The following is a 20,534-nucleotide window of genomic DNA, read 5'->3' on the forward strand; positions in this document are numbered from 1 at the left end:
CGTCAATTAAATCTAAAGATTCAAGAATTACTCATCGATTTAAATCAGCGACAAATGAAAAAACATCCTGGCTCACGATTAAGTCAATTTGAAGCCATTGATAAACCAGCGTTAAAACCATTGCCCACGCTGCCTTACAGCTACACCTTAGTGAAACAAGTGAGCGTACATATTGATTATCATATTGAGATTGAAAAACACTATTACTCAGTGCCACATACCTTGATCAAGCAAAAGCTTGAAGCACATGCCTCAGGAAAATTGGTGACACTCTACCATCAAGGCATACGAGTCGCTGTTCACCCCAGATCATACCGAGAAGGTGCGCACACCACGCTTGAGCTGCATATGCCTATCGCTCACCAAAAACAACAGCAATGGACACCGCAGCGATTTGAGCGCTGGGCAAGTCAGTTTGGCAAATCAACCGAGCAGTTTGTTATGCAATTGATGCAAGCTAAAAAGCATCCAGAGCAAAGCTACCGTGCTTGTATGGGGTTATTAAGCCTAGGCAAGAAGTTTACAGACCAACGTCTTGAAGCCGCCTGTCATCGCGCATTAGCCACAGGTGTTACTCGCGTAAAACAAGTGAAAACCATCTTAGAAAAAGGCTTGGATAAGCAACCCTTGCCACAAGCTCAGGGTGATTTACTACAAGATATTGATCATAAAAATATCCGCGGCAATAACTATTACCATTAATAAAAACTAACAAATCAAAGGAAATCTTATGAAAAATATCAATCAACAAGTCAATAACCAGTTAAGTAACCTAAAGCTAAGCGGTATCCGTGATGCGCTATTACAGCAATTTGAGCAACCCAATCTATACGTTGAACAAAGCTTCGAAGAGCGATTAAGTTTATTGCTTGAGTATGAAATAACGCAGCGTGACCAGCGTAAAATTGACCGCCTAACTCGACAAGCAAAGTTCAGAGTTGGCGGCACGCTTGCTCAACTCAACTATGGCGCAGCACGACAACTCGATAAAACTCAGATCCGATCATTAGCACAAGGTGAATGGCTTCGCCTTCACCAAAATATTTTGATTACGGGAGCAACGGGGTGTGGCAAAACTTACCTCGCTTGCGCTCTTGGTCAAAACCACTGCCAACAAGGGAGTAGCGTTTATTATTTTAGGCTCAAGGAGCTATTAGAAAAGATGTTCTTAGCGCAAGCCGATGGTAGTTATCGAAAACTGATCAACAAGCTTAGCTCTGCCAATTTACTGATCTTAGATGATTGGGGATTAGAGCCATTAACGGCTCAACAACGTAGCGATTTACTGGAATTAATTGATGCGAGATATGATACAAAATCGACATTAATTGCCAGTCAATTACCGATAGAAAATTGGTATGAAATGATAGGAGAATCGACACATGCTGATGCGATTCTAGATCGACTTGTTCACGGAGCAATAAAGTTGGAATTAAAAGGCGAATCGATGCGAAAAAAACTAAATACCTTGACTGAAGCCGATCACTCAAGCTAGATTTTACGGAGGTCTACTGGCGAACAAAAAAGTGATCGGCTTGAATGGTATTGACCGATCGGCATCATGGTATTACGCAATTCCTCGCCATTAAGCGATACCAAAAGGTTAATTCTTGAAAATGGTAAGGCATTCACAGCTTAAACATTTTCGAATTTTTACTGATAATTCCAGCAAAAATACCCTTTTAAGCCCCCATTCAAACTCTTGCAGCAGATTTATATCATGCTTAAATAATAGGTATAAGGTTTGATAAGGGGCTCAATATGACCATCGTTGAAAAGGCAATAACAGATTTACTTTCATTACAACTTGCAGACGCACAGTTTTTAAAATGCCTGAGACGTAAAGCAAACGAGCTAAGGAAATCAATTGATGAATCCGCTGTTAGCCGTGCGCTATCTGATTTATTCCCTTTTTTTGAAGATAGCCAATGCAAAATGTTGGTAGCCTATTTGCAATGGCATTATGAACGTCATAACAACCACCCTGCCCTCAACCAATTGTTACACAAATACAACCAGGAAGGCGTGTTAGTTCTGTCTAATACAATGGGTGTATTTAAAGTAGTTCACTGCAATAACAAGCTTTATAGCCGAGAAAAAAACCCCATCCAAGTTAGTCATTGGCATCTAGAACGTGGCGTATGTGGCGATTCTATTTATCAATCATTTGAGCAGGCCGTTAAATCAGAAGGTCTTCTATCAATGGCTGTTGTAGTCGATGATTTAGATGAGATACAAGATAAATTAGTAAATGCTGAGTGTGAATATCAAGAACGGTACAAAGAATGCTTTGGTGAATACCGTTTAAGCTAATTCACCTTCTCAGCTCAAATTAAATCCTATTGCTTCCGCTTTCCCTTATCAAGCCGTACCCCATCCCGAATGCTTTAATGTTGCTACTAGATTTAAAGCCAAGGGATGATGTTGCTATGCAGTCTTCGCAAGCTCAGCCAGCATAGCAACCCCATCCCGCAGCTCAAAAAGCGAGCTGCCATGCTTTAAATCCATATTTCTTTTTTTTTATGCAGATAGCTCTTTCAAATTTTCTTTCTAAATTAATTTGAAACTTAAGCGTCCACCAGCTTTGTTAAAAGTTAACATTTCATATTTATACTAAGCGGTTAACCAGAAATAAACCTGAACACTGAATCGCTACTCCCCTTCACCCCCAATTTGCAAATTTGTCAGGTGGCCCAGGCGTCTATAAAAAACCATTACCTCAATTATTCCCATCATGGGATTTTTTCATTCTCGAGGCTAACTAACTGATATTTGTTTTTAATTTACATTAAAAACAAATCACCGACAATCACCAAAAAACTACCCTCAATTCCTTGCGAGTTAAAACTTTTATGTTTAAATCTACTTATATAAACACATAGGAGAATATTCAAATGACCAAATTAACTCAGCATTTCGCTCCCTATAACAGAATGCTAATGGCTGACATCAACATGGCTGAATTATTTGACTACGATGTTCCAAGCGATTGCCCTGAATGGTTTTGGGTTACCTCAAATGCGACATTTAGCTGTAAAGACAATGGGGAAAGTGGAGTTTGGGATTTTGTATTGAATACAACACTTGAATATGACGATATTCCTCCTGCTCTAGCACCAATCATTAACCAAGCCATTGAAGCAAATATCAATTACATACTTTTTCATCAAGGCTGTTAACCACTAACATAAATTAGGTACTCTGAAATATGAAAATTCTTGATGTTTGTGCTGGTATAGGTGCTTTTAGTTATGCTGCTAAGCAAGTCGATAATGGAAGTTTTTATACCACAGTCGGTTGCTCTGAAATTTGTACTTTCAGCAATAGAGTTTTGGATAAAGAGGGTTATGAATTGTTCGGTGATGTATCGAAGATTGGAGTGCCAGAACAATACCATCCTGATAAACGCTATATTGATAATGATTTGGTTCCATGTGAAGAATCAGAATTTTCGTCAATAACTTACGAAGATATTTTAGAGGGCATAGTAGATTTTGACCTGTTGATAGCAGGATTTCCTTGTCAAGATATCAGTACCGCGAATCTTGGTAATGATGTCGGCATCGATGGCAGCAAGAGCACAATAGTGTATGAAGTTATGAGATTAGTAGAGGATTTCGAACCTGAAATAGTTTTACTTGAGAATACAAGCGCACTGATTAGAAAAGGGTTGCATGTATTACTTCAGCTATTTGACAGACTAGGCTATGTAGTTGAATGGCAAACAATCTCGGCAGCAAACTTTGGATACAGCCACTACAGACACAGAACGTTTATAGTTGCTTACCACAAGGGCTCGACACTACATAGAAGCCCAAATAGAATATTTGACTTAGTGTCCAATGACGCCAAGTTAACACCAGGTGATAAAGTACCTTTACCTATAAACATGACGGATGAAGAGCGCGAGTTTACAAGGGTCATTGATACTCGAGCAATTAAACTTAGAACAAAAAGGATCAATGCCATAGGTAATTCGGTAGTCGTTGATGTTGCTGTTTCTATATTAAAGGCTATTGCTGATATTCATAAAGCTTCTAACGAACGGCCGTTAAAAACAAAGCGCAAAATAAAGCGTCAAGAAGTTATAGGGTACATAACACAAGAAGGTATTGAAGATGATGTTAATCATTCACTGTTCGATATATCAAGCCCAATAACTAAATTGCCACCAGCTGGTTATCTAGAAGACAGCATTGTTTACAACGGAGGAATTGATAACCGTTTAAACCCAAAACGCACTGAGTACCAAGGAATGTTCAGCACAATCTTCAATCGTGATGGTAATAATAATTGTTCTACGGCGAGCAGGGCTAATCGACCAGGAAAGCTTGGGGGGATAATAGGCGATCTCATCGTTATGTTTGGTTTTAATGAAGGTGGATTAAATCCTAACTTCGGTGAGTCTATGTTAGGCTTGCCTCGGGACTATACGAATATTTTCTAATAGCAAAAGCCACAACCGTTGAAGAGGCTTTCTTGGCCTCTTTTCAATTTTTTATATCACTTTCTATAATTGCCTCACATTTTACTCGCTCTTTTTACTTGGCTAGTTTGTGACTTACTCACATTTTTTTAGTGTTTTTTTATCATGTTGAACATATGCCAATTAAGACATCTTTAACCCGAACCCTTTATGTAATCGTCTTACTTGTATGACGCTCACTATTTTTGGCTAATTTAATACTGTCTTTGTCTTAACGTCAGTCCACTAAATTTGTATGTGGCTCACATATAGCCTTTGTTTCCTGGTAATTAACATTGCGTTAAATCGCATCTACATCGTGAATCATTAACAAGGCATCCTCTAGTGTATGAAACTCCAAAACTTAAAATTCCCATCATGGGATTTTTGTAAGTAATTCGCTAAGCAATTGATATAATTTGTTAATACGATTTTAAGCTACAAAAATATTTCCTCTAAAAAAGTACCCTCAAAACCTTGTGCCAAATAATTTGTATGTTGTAATCAATATATCTTCATTATGAATTAACTGAGATTTAGCACTATGAAACAATCAACATTAGCCTTGGTACAGACTCTTAAAGAAAACCTTCAAGATTTTGAGTGGTATCCCTCAAACCAAGAGCATATCGATATTGTTACTAACGACATCGCTAAAATTAATGTTAATTTTGATATAACGTCTCGTTATTCTGATCCAGTAAAGGTTTTGGATGTTGGGGCAGGCGATGGAAGAGTTTTAAAGGCAATTGAAGCCGCCTTTTCTGAAAAAGGTGGTATATCCATAAGTCCTTTGGCCATTGAAAAAGCTTCAGTACATACATCGACCTATAGAAGTAAAGGTATTACTTTATTAGGAACTGATTTTAATGAAATTAACTTCTTGTCTAAGCATTGTAATATTTGCTTCGTTAATCCTCCCTATAGTGTGTTTTCTGCCTGGCTAAGTCGATTGATTAGCCAGTTAAACTTTACCTTACTTTATGCAATTGTACCTGAACGTTGGCAAGATGACCCAGCCATACAAGAGGCCATTAAGTTACGTGGTTTAAAATATACGAAGGTTCTGGCTCAGTCTGATTTCATAAATGCTGATAGAAGTGCAAGGGCAAAAGTTCATATCATTCGATTTAGCTTTGATGATTTGAACCCAGATTCTATAAGAAAGTTTGAAACACATTACAAACCAACTCTAGGACGTAATACAACTGACCCATTTCAACAGTTTATTGAAATCGAATTAGGATTAAAGCAAACCTATTCTGATACTACTCTGCGTTTTAGTGAGCATGCCGAGAAGCAGCGCATTAAAGCTGAAATGGAAACAGAAGGCACACCAAAGCATGAAGTAATGGTGTCAAAAGGTGTACTTTGGGCCTTGCTGAATAGTTACGAGCAAGATTTACAAAAAACACTTGAGCAATATAAACTCATTGGGCAGTTAAACCCCCAATTGTTAAAGGAGTTAGGCATTAAATATGAAAGCATTCTAGAAGCTGTTAAGGAAAAGCTTTTAGGATACCGTAACGTTTACTGGTCATTACTTTTTGAACATTTAGATGCTTTATCAAGTCGCTTAACAGGAAAGCATAAAGCCTCTTTGCTCAATAAGTTGAGTTCTAATGCACTTGATTTCACCTACTTAAATGCTCTGTATGTCATTAACTATGCCATAGAAATGGCTAATGAATTGATTGAGCAAAGCTTAGTTGATGTGTTTTTAGACCTCACTAGTACCGATGCTATTCTAAGGCACTATAAATCTAATGAGCGTTTATATCGTGATGATTGGCGTCATACTCGTGAGCCACAAGAAGGCGTTAAGTATTTACTAGATTACAGGTTCATACATAGCAGCTGGACTAACTTTAGTTCTCATTCCTGGGAGCAAGGCTTAGTAGAAGGTGCCCGAGTATTTACTAATGACCTGATGGTCGCGCTTAAACTACTTGGTTACAACAATTTGTATGTCACTGACAATTACAAGAACGTTCAAGCAGGTGGAAAGCTATCTATAATGGGTGATGATTTATCTGGAGATACCCTAGAGTTAGTCCACATCAAGTATTATAAAAACGGTAATCGTCACTTAAAATTTAACCAAGAAGCAATGTTGAGATTTAACGTTACGGTTTCTCGCGTATTGGGCTGGGTGCGCTCTAAAGAGGAATTCGCTGAAGAGGCCGACACAGGTAGTCGTGTACCTGAAGGTATATGGGTCATTAGCGATGATATGAAAATACGTTCTAATCACATTCCAATGCTGACTAACTTAAAGGCGGCGTGAACATAAGGGCAGGGGCGTACTCTACATTGTAAATGGTTTACCTCTGCCTATATAACTATCAATGATACATTTAGTTAGGCAGTAACTAAGTTCCTGGTGATTTGTATGATTCGATTCACCAGGCACTAAACCTCACATAAAAATAATTTTAAACTTTACTTCAATAGGATTACTCAATGGATACTAATTTTGCACTATTAGATGGTGTTGTTTTAGCGCTCGCATTACTGCTTGGCTCGTTTACATATTTAAACTACAAAGTAAAAGTTATTCGCAGTAAGGTTACAGCTGCACTTCTTACTGAAACTAGCTCTTCTGATAACAACCTAGCTAATACCTCCCCAGTAGATGAAGAAAAAATATCTGACCTACAGTCAAATAAGAAACGGCTAAAATTCATTATATTCTGTGTATTAAGTGTACTTCTGTATTTATACATTTCAGGCAAAATACCATTCTATGAAGGTCTGATATTTAGTTTTCTTTTACCACTCTTTTAGATCCCTTTCAAACTAATCCCAAGGGCAACTTGGCTTCACTTGTTCTCGTTAATAATTAACTTACTTCCAGCTGGTGGTCTGCTGTTCCACCAGCTGGCGTAGAAGGGTAACTCCAGAAGCATGTCTTAGTTCGAAGTTAATTCGTACTTTTATCACTATATGATTATTACTAGTTAGTTATTAACAAACCCTAACAAATCCCATCGTGGGATATCGGCAAAATAGCATCTATCCCATTGAAAAAAGTGAATTAAGCACCAATTAACTCACTTCGAAAAATCTACCAAAAAAGTACCCTCAAAACCTTGTGCCAGAAGATTTGTATGTTGTAATACTTACATATCCCAAGACATTCGGTGACAACATGAGCTTAGCCAACATTATTAACAAATATGCAAAATCTGGATTTTGCTTACCTAAAGTAGAAGGGAAGAAGAATTTCTACATCGTACCCATGTCAGGCGGGATCGACTCATTTGTCACAGCTTATGTAATGCGAGCTCTATACCCAGAAACACCCGTTACCTATGTACACGCAGACACAGGGATCGAGGCAGAAGGGACCGAAGAGGCATTAGATTTATTCGAATTAATAACAGGCGCTAAAATCCTAAAACTAAAACCTAAAATTGGATTACTGGAAGGTGTAGAAAAGTATGGTAACTTTCTACCAAGCCAGCGAGCAAGATCATGCACCCAAACCCTTAAAATCAAGCCTATACGCGCATTCTATGACGCATTAAAAGAACGCCATGGTGATGATGCAGTATTCCTTCAAGCAGTAGGACTTCGTGCTGATGAGCCTAAAAGAAAAGGTATGGATTGGCAGGTTGATCATATCGGCTCATTCTACCCACTACAGGCGCTTGGGTTAACTAAATCAGATGTAAATTCTATCCTTGCGGAATTGCAGGGTATCCCGTCATATTATTTAAACAAGTCACGTTCCGGCTGCAAAATATGTATTTTTTCACGCCGCAGTGAAATTATTGATGCATGGAATACATCGCCGGTGGATTTAACTCGCGCCGCCAAAACTGAAGATATTCCCAGTAAGACATTAAAAATTTATAACGCTTTACCGGTTACCATCACAGCTATTCTTGGAGTTGCCAGGAATCATGTGAATTATTACAGACCCGAGTTATTAGGGCATGCAGCTGGTGGCTTTGAATCGATGAAGCGAGGCAAAAATAAAGTGACAAATAATGTCATCGATTTGTTCGGTGCCAGTACAGCCAAAAAACTCTATGTTGCCGTTGAATACCATTATTACGCTAACAATTATGGCATAGCCTCAAAGCCTCATGTGTTCTTTGAAAAGTTAATTAGCTACTCCACCAGCCTTGGAGGAATTAAGATTGCCCTTAAACACTGGTGGCTTCATCGCTTACAGACTAAGGAAATGTACTTTGCAACTGACTTGAGCACTGAACGCCAGGTCTACATTTATGAAATCGAAGTAGACAACTTTGATGAAGAAATCCCGCCGACGCCAGATGATGTCTTTACCTGGCAGAACGACAGGACGCCATTATTCGCTATCCGTAAGACTACTGCCGTGATTGAGCGCATTCTGCTGACAGAAGGTGAAAGGCAAGCAGCAAAGTCAGATGACTTGTATATCCGCAAGTTGGCTAGTGAATCACTCACAAAACTTGATAAAGCAAAAGATTATGGCCGCATTATCAGTATCATCGAATACAAGAAGCCATCCCTTGAAGAGTTGGTTGACGATATCGATATCGCTGAAGCACCAGTCTCATGCATTGCTTGTTCGAGATAATCATTTAACTACTCACAAGCTACTTTCTGTAGCTTTTTAATTTTCTTTGTTATTTTTTAACCGGAGTACATGACATGAAATTAGTAACTCACTCACAATCTCAACTTAGAGCTATTATTGATGAAGCCGTCAATGGGGACCCATCCGCTCGGTCAAATTGGTCTGACATGTTAAGTGATGCAATCATAAGTAAAAATTATAAATCACTCACCAATTTGATTTCGCATGGCAAAGGATTTAATGATAAATCAAAGATAGCGTTCTGTACTGCCATTGGGGTTAAACCGGTCTTATCTATGAAGGGAATTGATCTACTTATTGCACAGTATTGCCAAATACCGCTTGAGAGCATGCTGGTGGAACGCAAACTAAATGGCCTTAAAAGTGTATTGGCTCATAAGGAAAAGTTGCTTACAGAAGCATTCAGCAACGGTTTAGAAACTGTAGACTGGGTTAAAAATTTAGTTTCTTCTGGATATACGACTATTCGCACTCAAAATAATAAATCATTTTTAGTCAATCAAAGTGGGGCAGGGTATGATTTACTCAGAACACCAATCAAAAATTACGCCGTAACTTTGTGTGAATACACTCAGCTCCTAAATCAGGAACTTGTTAATGCTTAATAAATTCCACTGACTTTAGGCATGCTGGTGGAGTATCAGTCCACCAGCTATCTGAACCCATTAATACAGATAAAAGCGCATCCGTTATTAAATCTCTTTATTCCTTATTTTCCACTTTTTATTCTTCACTTCAGGTTAGCGCTTCACAAAAACCATATTTATCCCATCGTGGGAATCCTAATAAAAGCCACCTATGTTATTGAAAATAGTAAATTACTAACAAAATCACCAACCTAAAGTTATCAACCTAAAAAGCACCCTCAATCCCTTGCGCCGGATAAATTGTATGTTGTAATAATTACATCCAATAACAAAGCCAGGTATGCATATGCTTAAATCAATTCAACCATCACAATCGATCCTTAACTTTGGGTTTAATCCATCAAATTCGATTGGCAAGCTAGATAAACTAACGATATTAAGCAAGCTTGGCTTAGATGCGACTAACAAAGAGCTTATTACTGTTCATGCCCATGCAACTTATGACAAAGATGCTGCACTTATCGACCTGCATCGAATTGAGGCCGCTACCATTATCGGCGGTAACACGCGACAAGCAGTTAATGGCATTAGCTTTGATGTAGAAGTTCACTTCAATTCCAGTATGTTAATCATTAACTTATTAAAGCGCTCAAACAGTAAGGTCATTACCTTAGGCACATTTGCTGAATCCTTCCGTGTTCGCAATGAATACTTTCCTATCACTAATGCAGATCTAATGAAGAAGCTAAATCGTTGTGCCGGTGTGGGCTCAGGCGTTGTCACTATCGACACTGCAACACAACAAATAGTTAAGCTCAAAGTATTAAATGGAAATACGTTACCCCCTCACCAATGTGGGATCGTCCTTGATGATAAAGACAGCCTAGTCACGCTTACTTGCACCTTTGCAAATGCAGGAGCAAACATTTGTCGGTTAGTCGCTTAATGGTCGAATCACCAGGGGACAGTTAATGAATTTGTCACACATTAACTGCCTCAAGTAATACTTAGCGTCGCGGGTCATTTCTAAAACGTATTACTGATTGACCCTTGCATACTCACATAAAGTCGCCTTAAAGGAATTGGAAATGTTACCAAGATTAGATATCGCTCGTGCAAATATAGATTATTTACATGCCAAATCATTCAATGGTCACCTACGCTTTGAAACTGCACATAAGAAATTTGTCAGCGCCTTACAAAATAACGTTAATGCTAATGACCACTACCATTTATCGTATGCAAAAGAGGCTTATCATGCAGATATAGTCAACATTGAGCAGCATTTTACGGTAGAAGCCAATGGCCCATTTTTTGACATGATATTGGTGACCTCTGAGCGCGGGTCTAGTACCGCTAGCAGCAAGCGGTTTTACAAGTCATACCGATGTGCTAAAACAGCCATGAATACATGCCATGTTGTTAATGCATTATTTGATGCTGCATTCGCTTCATAAGTTGTACCGCAATCACAATTTTATCCCTTTCTAATAGCTGGTTGCCCAGTTCAATCCACCAGCTATTTAGTCATTGTCATAGTCATCGATTGTTTTACTCATATAGTTTGTGGTACCAAAATTTGTTAGTCACATACAAACTTTAAATAGCATTAAAAAACAAAGCTCAAATCCTTGCGCCGAATACTTTCCATGTTGTAATACTCTTATGTCCAAAAACAGATTAATTAACATATGAATCAGAACCTTAATCTAGGCGTGAGCACTCCAGAACTCACTCTATTAGCGCTAAAAGACTTGGGTACACTCAATGCTATGTTTGATGATAATAACTTAACAGTGGGCTTCCTTAAGAATGTAGCCCATTTTAATGATCAACAATTCAAAGACTATTTTTGGGACCGGACTATGAATATTGAAAATGGTCTCGGCAAGCTCAGTGATCAAGCCTCATACGCGACATTAATAGCTATGTTTTGCGGTTACATAGAAGAATATCAACTACCAAGTGATACTCGTGTTCGTGATCTAATCATAGTGAATCCCGAACCTTTTAGCCTTTCCAGAGCCCAGTATTGCTTTAATTCCGTAGTCACTAAAATTATCAACGTTCGAACACGCTTTTAACGTTAATCATTCACAATATTAAAGGTAAATAACATGACAACTTCAGTATCACTTACCGTTCGCTCATTCGACTATTTGTCTAACCTGTCAGTGTTTAGACGATGTGACTCCATGGCTTTTGATGGTTTTTTGATTACCCTAAATTTCGTTAACATCCAGAATGGTTGTTTAGGATTTGAGACTGAACTTGAAGATTTGTTAATACCTTACGATAAGTTGTCAGAATGGAGCGCTGATTGCGAAGGTGGTAAGACATATTGCCGTGTTAACCCAAATGGTAAAATAGTCGTTAAGCATGTAGACCCATTCAGTGAAGGTTTGGTTTTGTTGTCAGATGTACTTAATGCCCATAAAAATGGTGATTTAGTTACCTATTTACAAGACAAATTAGAAAGGGCCTTTGTTATAGGCTGGGATGAGCAGAATACTATTTGTGAGAACAGAGCCCTTACGAAAGCATACTTAATGTATTCCGCTAACATAAATGTATACGAAATCACTCAGTCCTGGTCAGAGGGCTCTGAAGTCATACCCACTAGCACTGAGCACCTATCATTTGACGATAAAGTTAGATATTTACTAGATAGCGGATATTTAGCACCAAGCCTTAATACACCGAAATTACCCCCAGAATACCTCACTTGTTAGTCCTTGCTGCCAGATATACGGGTTAGTAAACAACAATTAAATACCTATTACATTTCAAAGGCAGCCTTAAGGTTGCCTTTTTTTACTTTATTGCACCCCACAAAATGTATGTTTTAATTATTTCACAAAAGCGGTATAGACAAGGGAAGGGCGTTATTTATGTGTAATACAAGTGATGAGTTAAGCATTAACATTCAGAGTGCAGAACTAATTAAAGCATGGAAGGTTAATCAAATACGTGGATACCTAAAAAAAATATCCGGCAAAACATCCTATTCACTTCAGATTGATGGTGACACCATACAGGTTACACCGTTTAAGAGCTTGCTGGCTGCACAAGCGGTCGAGCGGGGGATTTTCGAGATACTGGGAGACATGTGCGAAAACCTTAACTCAGGAAGCTCCAGTAACTGCTCAAGCCTTTACAACTGTTGTGACTGTGGGAGTGGTAATTGTGGGTGTTCTTACTGCTTTTCATGCAATGCATGCGAAGCCTGCCAGGGTGAACTTGATTAATCCAACCAATTAAGGATTGTGCATAACAAAAAGCATTAAAAAGATACAAAGCACAACCGTGAATAAGATTCTTTGGCAGATCCTCTCCATTGTGAGCACCTTACAAATTGAGTGTTCACTTTAAGCCAACCCTTCAATTTTTTTTGATTTTCACTACCAGGTAAACGTCTAACAATTTCAATTCTATTTATACAAATCAATTGTTTGTTGATATATCACTTCACTTCCTTGCGAGACTAAACTTATGTGGTGTAATGGATACATACGAAAACAACAGAGACATCTATGTTAATTAATGATTGGTTTAACGATGATGAAATATCAGTACCTAGCGTAAGCCCAGATAGCGGCAATTTTAGTAAATGGTATTACGGCAATGACTACAAAACTATTTATGTCAGTTACGATTGCGGCCTATCTTTAGATGTTAATGTGGTTAGTGGAGAACAAAAATGGCGCTAAGCTTTAATTCATGCTCTGAAGAAGTTAACGCTTCACAAAGTTCACTATTACCCTTCATCGTCTTGTATACCGATGTTAACTTCACTGTTCCTGAAGGTGCATTGTTTCAGGCAGAAGATTCAAGGCATGCTGAAGAACAAATGTTAAACGAGAATCCTGGGGCTTATGTTGCTTGGATAGTCCAGACTGATAGCATCGATGATGCCTTTGATGTGTACCATCGCGAGTCTACTTTTGAGGACGAGTAAATCGTTCACTAGAATTAATCGTGTCAACTCCTGTTTCAAGTTAATTAGTTACGAATAGAATACTCATTATAATAAGTCGCATAGCAATAACTCCTCCCGCATTTTTTGCGGGTTTTTTTTTGGCTTTTTCTGTATTTGTAAGGCGCTTACCCGCAAGTGTTCAACAAGAAAAGATATTAAACTTTTGATTAATAACATCTTATATAGTTTAGTTCGTCTATAAAAGTACCCTCACTTCCTTGTGCCGCAACATTTATATGGTTAAATAAAAAGGTGTCCAAATATATAAATTTGAGGTGAGTATGGAAGCGCGTTTATTGAATGGTGATTTATTAACTACCACTGGGAAATGTTTTGTTAGTCATAAAACAGCTTCAGGGGCTCGCAAATGGCGCGTACCAAAACAAACTCATTTGGCCGAACCGAGTGACTTCAAAGCAATCGAATTGAAGCCAAATCAATTTGTGCTTCGCCATCGCTTATCTGTTGACCTACCGCAGGCATCTGTTACACCAAACTATGGTACTGAGCATCTTACATTCAATGTCCATGGTTACATTAAGCCTTGGCCGCATATCGTTGTGCTTGGAATCGCTATTAACTACAACACAGCTCTAACCCTTGCTAATAACTTTGATGCCGACAAATATGTGAGAGACAAACAAAATCAAGAAGCGGCCACAATTGCACACAAAGAATTAAAGGAGGCAGAAAAAAAAGCCAAGCTGGATAGGGAGGTTGCAGCTATTGGCGCTTCAATTGATTACGCAATTGACTCGGCACTGCTCAAGGCCAAAACAGCCGCAATTGCTTCTAAGCGGTCTACTGACATCGAGAAACTACAAAATGCAGAGCTGACATTGCGTAAGATGCGGCATATTAGCTTCGATGTTGATGATTATCTCAATGATTACATTCACAAAGACAAGAAAGCTTTATGGCCATTTGGTGAGCTCTACGCTGATCTCAAAGATAAACTCGGTGAGTAACCGAGTTTATCGGTGTGGGGTATTTGAGAGTGTGTTTTTTTAGATTTAAATACTTGTTACTGCTTTACTCAAATTCCGTTACCCGAACATAGTAATCTTTGTGAGTTATAGACTTAGATGGCGGATTCGGTGCTTCACTTAAACACTTGATGGTAATAAGAAGGTTGCCGTTCAATGAGCAAATGGTGTGAGTTTAATTGTGCTGTGTAAAATTTAAGAGCAAAGCCGCAACCGTGATGATGATTTAACTCGTGGTTACCGCCCCTTAACTTGTGAGTTGCTTACATATTAAGACCGATCACCCTTAATTGTTCGCCATAATGAATTCAATCATACGCATTGTTATTGGTTTACATATAAAAAAGCCGCTCGTGTGTGAGCGGCATATATTTTACTTATTGATTAGTAACTGTAAATGGCCAAATGACAATCACCTTCTACAGCATAACTTATAGACGTAACCACCGGAATGTTACCAAGCAACCTTGTATCGACATCCATCGTGTCGCCTTCATGGATTTCAAGCTGGGACTGTTGCTGTCGAGTACCTACCACTGCTAGCTCATCTGTACCCATTCTGCTTAACTTGGCCTTAATACTGCTGGGCGTATCTGTTTCACCTGGGCAGTATTTGACGGTCAGAGACTCAGCTTGAGTAGTAGCAGCGAAAGCCAGTAAGACGATAACTGATAATCTTTTCATCATCACTTACTTACCCCCTTCCAATTTTTCTAACTCACTTTTTACCGTTTCAACATCAACGATATTAATCAAGTATTGCTCTGGAACATCACCAAGAGCATATTTTGAATCAATAACAAGGTAGCCTGAACTCGTATACCCCTTCACTAACTCCGTAATGGCAAATTGTAGCTGTTTGGTTTCCAGTTCAGACCATTGTTCTGCCACTTCCGGTATGTTTAGCACTTTAATTTGAGAGCTATTCAGAAGTGAGTTTGAAATCTTATTTGAAGCGCTAATATCTGCGGCCATATAAGAGAAAAAACCTACCACAGCCGCTATAACCAAAGTCGATATAGAATCTGATAATTTGTGACTTTTGTTAGCGTCTAACTTTTTAGATATTTCGGGTAAAGGCTGCACAATTTCATCTTCAGGATTATCTCTGGTCGCAGAGATTGGTTTCATATCATCATTCATATAATTATCCTTTCCACTTTAGCGACTGTCCACGTTGCACCACTAGATCCACCCCTTCAATACCAGGTTGCATTTCCAAATAAGGTCGCGCTTCGTTAGCCAGCTCTAAATAGAATTCAGCAATTTTATCAAAGCCTGTCACTGCGCCGCCTGCTGCAGCCGTACCTAATACACCATTAAAGTCAGGATTATTTTGATTACCGCCACTACCTCTAGCTAAGCTAACGCTAGTCTCTGCCAACGTGCTATATACGCCAGCTATTGCAGATTGCTTAACAGCCTCGCCAAAACGAGTCACCATTTTAGCAGGCATACCACCCTGACCATCAGGACCCTGAGCGGAAGCCATAAGAGGCTGTTCGATAGCATTACCTTGCTCATCAATACATGATATTGTTTCTGCTCTAATCGATACGCGACGAGTCGATAGGTCGCCCCTAGCTGAACCAATAACAATGCAGCCACGCAAATCAATTGTGTAGTTATTCGGCATAATCCCTTCCTTAGTGATTTTAATCATCACAGGTGCCGGATCTCTATCTGCATTGCCACTAGTTGGAACGTTGTGGCCCGTAACTAAAGTTCCAGTTAATACCGTACCAGCTGATATCCAAGACTCTTTTATTTCATCTTGTATGTGGTTAACATTACCCATATCCTCTTGAGCAACGGACTTTTTAGCTTTTTCAGCTGCCGCCGTTATCTTCGTATCATTTGTATTTGACTCACCTGAAACATCACCGACTACTTGACTACCGCGACTTAAACTTAACTGTCTCGATGGTACGCTTGGTAATGGTAATGACTGTTGGTTGATCTGTTGTTGTTTCATTATTGGGTTAAGTGAGAACTGTCCAGGCTTAGGCTCATATGCAGGCTTAGTAGCTGCCCCGCTATTAAATCCTGCACCAGCTTGTGGATTGGTTACTGATTTTGTGATGTACGTACTCAGTGAATCGACTTGCCTTAACAATTCATTCATCTTTTCTGTATTAGCTGCCGCCTCTAATCGTGCTTGGTCAATTTGCTGCTGCAAACGATTCTCTGAAGCTTTCTGCTCCAACTCCTTAGCATCGATTTTAGCTTCCCTTGATTTGATTTGATTTTTCAATGCATCAAGCTTTGCTTCTGTATGTTGAGCATCCATTTTGTCCGCGCCAGCTGTTGAAGCAAACACGGAAGTAGGTTGGACATATTTTTGCTTTGCCTGAGGTTGATTTTCGAGTGTTGGGAACATGACATCAACCATATAATATAGCGGGATAGATGCCACAACGACTAAAACGGTTAATCTCACTTTAGATGGTTGCTGTACCCACCAAGACCTTGCCTTCTCTAAATGTTCATTAATCATAGCCATACCCCTTAGTTTGCCACTCTTTTACGCTTAGGCTTGCGACTTTGACGCTCATAATAGAAACGGTCCCTGACGATATAAACCTCAGCACTTTCTCCAGGAGCTAAAGTTGCTTTATCTAATACGGCTACCGCTATTACATCTTCTTTATTCACGCCCATGCAGGACTCATCCCTGAATGTGCGTAAACCATTAACATCATTTCTCACTTCTAAAATGTCTACTACCGTTCTAGCACCAATAAGCTGCTGCTTAACCTCATGGTATAACGGTAATATTTTGTTTATCTCACAAGGAAATCGCTTAGAAGGATCTATTTCATTGCCTTCAAGTAATTCGTAGCCGGTTGGGATATCAGCTAACGCAACTTTCTCAAGTAAAGTCATAATAGAATTGACATGTGCGTCGGCACCATTTGGATTTTGCATTGAGAACAAGCGTTCGCGCTCTGCCTGCTTTGCGGCCTCGAGTTCTAAAAGCTCTTCTTCTTCACCTGTTGCTATTGCTACTCGCTGCGCTTCTTTTTGTGAACGGTTCATATCAACTTTCAATTCAACCATTACTGGAGGAACATCCAGAGGTATTAGAGTTAGGTTAACCGCTGTTTCTGGAGCACCTTCTTCTTCAAGAATTAAATCAATGGAGTTCACACTTGATCCAGGAACGATATAAACGAATGAACCATCAGTATGGATAAGAGCAGCATCACTAGGCACTGAAGTTGTCGTTTTTACTTTTTTAAACTCCGTCCAAATGCGGTTTGTCATACCTGCACTAATAGGAATTAACTCAGTATGGCCAGCCTTAATACTGACGGTTTGGTGACTCTTGTATTTCTTACGAATTTTATCCATCGAATCATCACGACCCGATACAATATCCTGTGCTTTAACTGCTTGTTCAAAATTAATAGGGGTAGACAGTTGTTGTTCATCTTCAGGCTTAACACCTATCGTCGGGATGCCATTTACAGTCGTAACGGCAAGGTTTGGTTTAGCCGACACATCGATTCCGGCTGCGGTCATGGCCCTATCCATTGCTGCCATTGTTGCAGCATCAACAGTATCTTCTGGTACAATTTCAGAAGCCTGAGGTGTCACTTGTCGCTCTTCAGAAACTGATTCTGTAGGCAAATCATAAATTGATTCATTTACTGCAAGCGCTGTAAATGAATAGGTAAAGGCTAATAAACCTAGAAATGCTTTATTTTTCATTATTGCTTACCTTTAGGATCTTCATATCGAATTATCTCTGAACCTTCCAAAATTAAATTTGGTCTTTCAGTCATTGATGCAGCGATTTCTCTTTCACGCTTTGAGGGAATAACTAACTCTGGATACTGCTGGATATCAAGAATCCTTGGATATCCACCTCTAGCGCCAATTCTTATTTCAAATGTCCAAGGTGTTGCATCTGTGGCACCTGACCTAACCGAAATGGTTTTTTTCTCACCAAAAATCCAAACATAGTCAACTGCTGTGCTATATGCAGCATCACTCAAAGTGAACTCTTGCCTAACGCCACGAAGCTCGTTTTCTTCTAACATGCTAAGAATTGATGATTCGGCTTTGCTAGGGTCTAATTCGGGCGGGACAAGGCTTACAACTCGATCTATAACAAATTGATAATTTTTTTTGTTTATATTACCCAGTAGGGTGGCTATTGATATTGCCCACTGAATTTTGAATTCTTTATTAGCGATATTACCGGCTTCCATGGTAATCGGCTCATTGAAATTTGGAGGGACCGCGATAGCTGTTTCTTTCTTATTCAAGAGCATGAATAACAGAATGACAATGGCAATAGACAATGCAAAATTTGCCCTACTAGTGTTATGAGTCGATTTGTTTAAATTATCATAGGACTCAATAGCTTTGGACTTAAATATCATGTATTACCTCACTTAAAATATTTCTTAATTGCAGGGCTTGGAATTTGGTTTTTTTCATCTACAACCCATATTCCCCAGTGCCAAAAAAAGTGTTTTACTATGCCCCTGCCATAAGTCTTAATCATCTTTTCCATCCATAGACCGAGCACTATTGATATCATCATTGCAATATTAAAGTGGCTTAGGTAGATACCAAAAACCATAATGACCGCTATCAATTTCACAGTAACAAGGTGGATTACACCTAACTTAATTTCACCATTTACTCGTTTGGGAAGTTTTTTTGTCGTCTCGGAACCACTCATTTTCACCACCTAAAACAAACAAAAAAGAGGGGATATACCCCTCTTTATTATTGATACAACTGAATTAATGCAATGCCTTCATAGCTTTTAAGCTTTCTACAGTGATTGTTAAACTTGTATCGATAGTACCTGCAGCATTAGCTACTACTAAAAGAGTAACAACGCTAGCCGCAAAACCTATTAGGTTTGGCTTTACTACTGAGAACATCAACACGCCCATAATACCAAGACCCATTAACACCTTGGCAGGCGAGCCAGTTAGCAATCCTTTCACTTCATCCCACATTTGGTCAAACTGGTTGTGAAGTGTCGCACTACCAGCACTGACAGCATCTGCACTTCCTGATGTAGCTAATAAGTACACGATGAAAGCAACTGCAATTATTGCTATTGCTCCAATTAAACGCATAGATTTGTTGCTTTTGAAATTTTCTGCCGCTGTACTCATAAACGTTATTCCTTTTTTCATGTCAGTCATTATTAATCTCCGGTATAAACTTAAACTGGTTATCCAAATGCCATTTTAGAATGTTTACATTGTTTGTCTACACATTTTTTTATATCTGTAAGATTAAGTTGCTAGCTACATGACTTTAGAAGCATTTGATATGAGGTTACGCCCAAGTAACGCCACCATTAAACCAATAAATAAAGGGAATAATGGATTCATCAAACCCGCTGATGGAACGACGAAGTACAACTTAACTAAGACAATACCCAGAATCGCAACCCAGTACGAAAGACGGAAATATCCAGTAGAGCTAATAGTAAATTCGTGCTGTTTTATTTTCCGTTTATAGTAACCATCGGCTAAGGCTGCGCAGAAAATAGGAAAAATTAAAAAAGCCCAAAAAAGTGTAACACTGGCTCTCATACAAGCCTGATACCAAAGCATCTTTAGATTCTCTGCTATACGTGCCATTGGCGTTCGCCAGTAGGTGTCACCTTTCAAACCAGTTTCCATTGTTAATGTATTTAGAAATCCACTAAAGCCAGATTGAACAAAAGTAAACCTATACCAAGTTTTTGCCCTATTGATAATTACTAAAGCACTTTTATCACCCAGGGTCTTGTCGATTTGATGTACCTCTTCGGTTAATGATGCTTTAAAGCTATCGGGCTCCATGATTACAAAAACGTAAGCAAGGATAAAAAGGAATATTACTAATGCAATCCTACCCGCTGAAGAGTTTGAGTTAATATCTGAGTTTTCTAATTCCAACATGC

The 20,534-nt window shown here is 39.0% G+C and carries 23 protein-coding genes and 1 pseudogene; 16 read left to right on the forward strand and 8 right to left on the reverse strand.

The window, feature by feature from the left end; all coding sequences use genetic code 11:
• The 16 genes and pseudogenes from istA to AC19MV_RS21865 form a co-directional block, all read left to right on the forward strand.
• Positions 1–702, forward strand: a pseudogene (gene istA / locus AC19MV_RS21790) (IS21-like element ISShfr5 family transposase); the annotation flags it as partial.
• 28 nt (positions 703–730) lie between these two features.
• Positions 731–1,495 carry an IS21-like element ISShfr5 family helper ATPase IstB gene (gene istB, locus AC19MV_RS21795; RefSeq protein ID WP_432298767.1) on the forward strand — a complete coding sequence of 255 codons (765 nt, stop codon included), beginning with the start codon at positions 731–733 and terminating at the stop codon, positions 1,493–1,495.
• Positions 1,496–1,761: 266 nt separating this feature from the next.
• A complete protein-coding gene (locus tag AC19MV_RS21800) occupies positions 1,762–2,313 on the forward strand; it encodes a hypothetical protein (protein ID WP_498309932.1) in 552 nt (183 codons plus the stop codon).
• 581 nt (positions 2,314–2,894) lie between these two features.
• Entirely contained in the window at positions 2,895–3,179 is a 285-nt protein-coding gene (locus AC19MV_RS21805) for a hypothetical protein (RefSeq protein ID WP_498309933.1), read from the forward strand.
• 29 nt (positions 3,180–3,208) lie between these two features.
• Positions 3,209–4,447 carry a DNA cytosine methyltransferase gene (locus tag AC19MV_RS21810; protein ID WP_498309934.1) on the forward strand — a complete coding sequence of 413 codons (1,239 nt, stop codon included), beginning with the start codon at positions 3,209–3,211 and terminating at the stop codon, positions 4,445–4,447.
• A gap of 562 nt (positions 4,448–5,009) precedes the next feature.
• Positions 5,010–6,752 carry a class I SAM-dependent methyltransferase gene (locus AC19MV_RS21815; RefSeq protein ID WP_498309935.1) on the forward strand — a complete coding sequence of 581 codons (1,743 nt, stop codon included), beginning with the start codon at positions 5,010–5,012 and terminating at the stop codon, positions 6,750–6,752.
• 176 nt (positions 6,753–6,928) lie between these two features.
• Entirely contained in the window at positions 6,929–7,252 is a 324-nt protein-coding gene (locus AC19MV_RS21820) for a hypothetical protein (protein WP_498309936.1), read from the forward strand.
• A gap of 364 nt (positions 7,253–7,616) precedes the next feature.
• The gene (locus tag AC19MV_RS21825; RefSeq protein ID WP_498309937.1) at positions 7,617–9,038 is read left to right on the forward strand and encodes a phosphoadenosine phosphosulfate reductase domain-containing protein; all 1,422 of its coding nucleotides are present in this window, start codon (positions 7,617–7,619) and stop codon (positions 9,036–9,038) included.
• 74 nt (positions 9,039–9,112) lie between these two features.
• Complete coding sequence (locus tag AC19MV_RS21830) at positions 9,113–9,664, forward strand: hypothetical protein (protein WP_498309938.1); 552 nt, start codon at positions 9,113–9,115, stop codon at positions 9,662–9,664.
• A gap of 328 nt (positions 9,665–9,992) precedes the next feature.
• Positions 9,993–10,592 (forward strand): hypothetical protein, encoded by a 600-nt coding sequence (locus tag AC19MV_RS21835; protein ID WP_498309939.1) that lies wholly within the window; start codon positions 9,993–9,995, stop codon positions 10,590–10,592.
• 142 nt (positions 10,593–10,734) lie between these two features.
• Positions 10,735–11,103: a hypothetical protein gene (locus AC19MV_RS21840; RefSeq protein ID WP_498309940.1), complete on the forward strand. Its 369-nt coding sequence runs from the start codon at positions 10,735–10,737 to the stop codon at positions 11,101–11,103.
• Between the two features lie 234 nt (positions 11,104–11,337).
• Positions 11,338–11,730, forward strand: a complete 393-nt coding sequence (locus tag AC19MV_RS21845) for a hypothetical protein (RefSeq protein ID WP_498309941.1) — start codon at positions 11,338–11,340, stop codon at positions 11,728–11,730.
• A 33-nt stretch (positions 11,731–11,763) separates the two neighbouring features.
• Positions 11,764–12,378: a hypothetical protein gene (locus tag AC19MV_RS21850; protein WP_498309942.1), complete on the forward strand. Its 615-nt coding sequence runs from the start codon at positions 11,764–11,766 to the stop codon at positions 12,376–12,378.
• Positions 12,379–13,179: 801 nt separating this feature from the next.
• Positions 13,180–13,356 (forward strand): hypothetical protein, encoded by a 177-nt coding sequence (locus AC19MV_RS21855; protein WP_498309943.1) that lies wholly within the window; start codon positions 13,180–13,182, stop codon positions 13,354–13,356.
• On the forward strand, positions 13,347–13,604 hold the full coding sequence (locus tag AC19MV_RS21860; protein ID WP_498309944.1) for a hypothetical protein: 258 nt from the start codon (positions 13,347–13,349) through the stop codon (positions 13,602–13,604). The genes AC19MV_RS21855 and AC19MV_RS21860 overlap by 10 nt, the downstream gene beginning before the upstream one ends.
• Before the next feature lie 302 nt (positions 13,605–13,906).
• Complete coding sequence (locus AC19MV_RS21865) at positions 13,907–14,593, forward strand: hypothetical protein (protein WP_498309945.1); 687 nt, start codon at positions 13,907–13,909, stop codon at positions 14,591–14,593.
• Positions 14,594–14,995: 402 nt separating this feature from the next.
• On the opposite strand, the gene AC19MV_RS21870 is transcribed toward AC19MV_RS21865, so the two are convergent.
• The 8 genes from AC19MV_RS21870 to AC19MV_RS21905 all read right to left on the reverse strand — a co-directional run bounded on the left by AC19MV_RS21870 (position 14,996) and on the right by AC19MV_RS21905 (position 20,532).
• Positions 14,996–15,298: a hypothetical protein gene (locus tag AC19MV_RS21870; RefSeq protein WP_498309946.1), complete on the reverse strand. Its 303-nt coding sequence runs from the start codon at positions 15,296–15,298 to the stop codon at positions 14,996–14,998.
• A gap of 3 nt (positions 15,299–15,301) precedes the next feature.
• Complete coding sequence (locus AC19MV_RS21875; protein WP_498309947.1) at positions 15,302–15,754, reverse strand: hypothetical protein; 453 nt, start codon at positions 15,752–15,754, stop codon at positions 15,302–15,304.
• A 4-nt stretch (positions 15,755–15,758) separates the two neighbouring features.
• On the reverse strand, positions 15,759–17,108 hold the full coding sequence (locus AC19MV_RS21880; RefSeq protein WP_498309948.1) for a TraB/TrbI/VirB10 family type IV secretion system protein: 1,350 nt from the start codon (positions 17,106–17,108) through the stop codon (positions 15,759–15,761).
• Positions 17,109–17,119: 11 nt separating this feature from the next.
• Positions 17,120–18,325 carry a hypothetical protein gene (locus tag AC19MV_RS21885; RefSeq protein ID WP_498309949.1) on the reverse strand — a complete coding sequence of 402 codons (1,206 nt, stop codon included), beginning with the start codon at positions 18,323–18,325 and terminating at the stop codon, positions 17,120–17,122.
• Positions 18,325–19,002 carry a TraE/TraK family type IV conjugative transfer system protein gene (locus tag AC19MV_RS21890; protein WP_498309950.1) on the reverse strand — a complete coding sequence of 226 codons (678 nt, stop codon included), beginning with the start codon at positions 19,000–19,002 and terminating at the stop codon, positions 18,325–18,327. Before AC19MV_RS21890 ends, AC19MV_RS21885 begins: the two co-directional genes overlap by 1 nt.
• 8 nt (positions 19,003–19,010) lie before the next feature.
• Positions 19,011–19,307 carry a type IV conjugative transfer system protein TraL gene (locus AC19MV_RS21895; RefSeq protein ID WP_498309951.1) on the reverse strand — a complete coding sequence of 99 codons (297 nt, stop codon included), beginning with the start codon at positions 19,305–19,307 and terminating at the stop codon, positions 19,011–19,013.
• Between the two features lie 64 nt (positions 19,308–19,371).
• Entirely contained in the window at positions 19,372–19,785 is a 414-nt protein-coding gene (locus tag AC19MV_RS21900; RefSeq protein WP_498309952.1) for a hypothetical protein, read from the reverse strand.
• Between the two features lie 105 nt (positions 19,786–19,890).
• Positions 19,891–20,532, reverse strand: a complete 642-nt coding sequence (locus AC19MV_RS21905) for an IncC plasmid conjugative DNA transfer DtrJ family protein (protein ID WP_498309953.1) — start codon at positions 20,530–20,532, stop codon at positions 19,891–19,893.
• Between the last annotated feature and the right edge of the window lie 2 nt (positions 20,533–20,534).

It is taken from the genome of Shewanella sp. MF05913 (assembly GCF_059758095.1).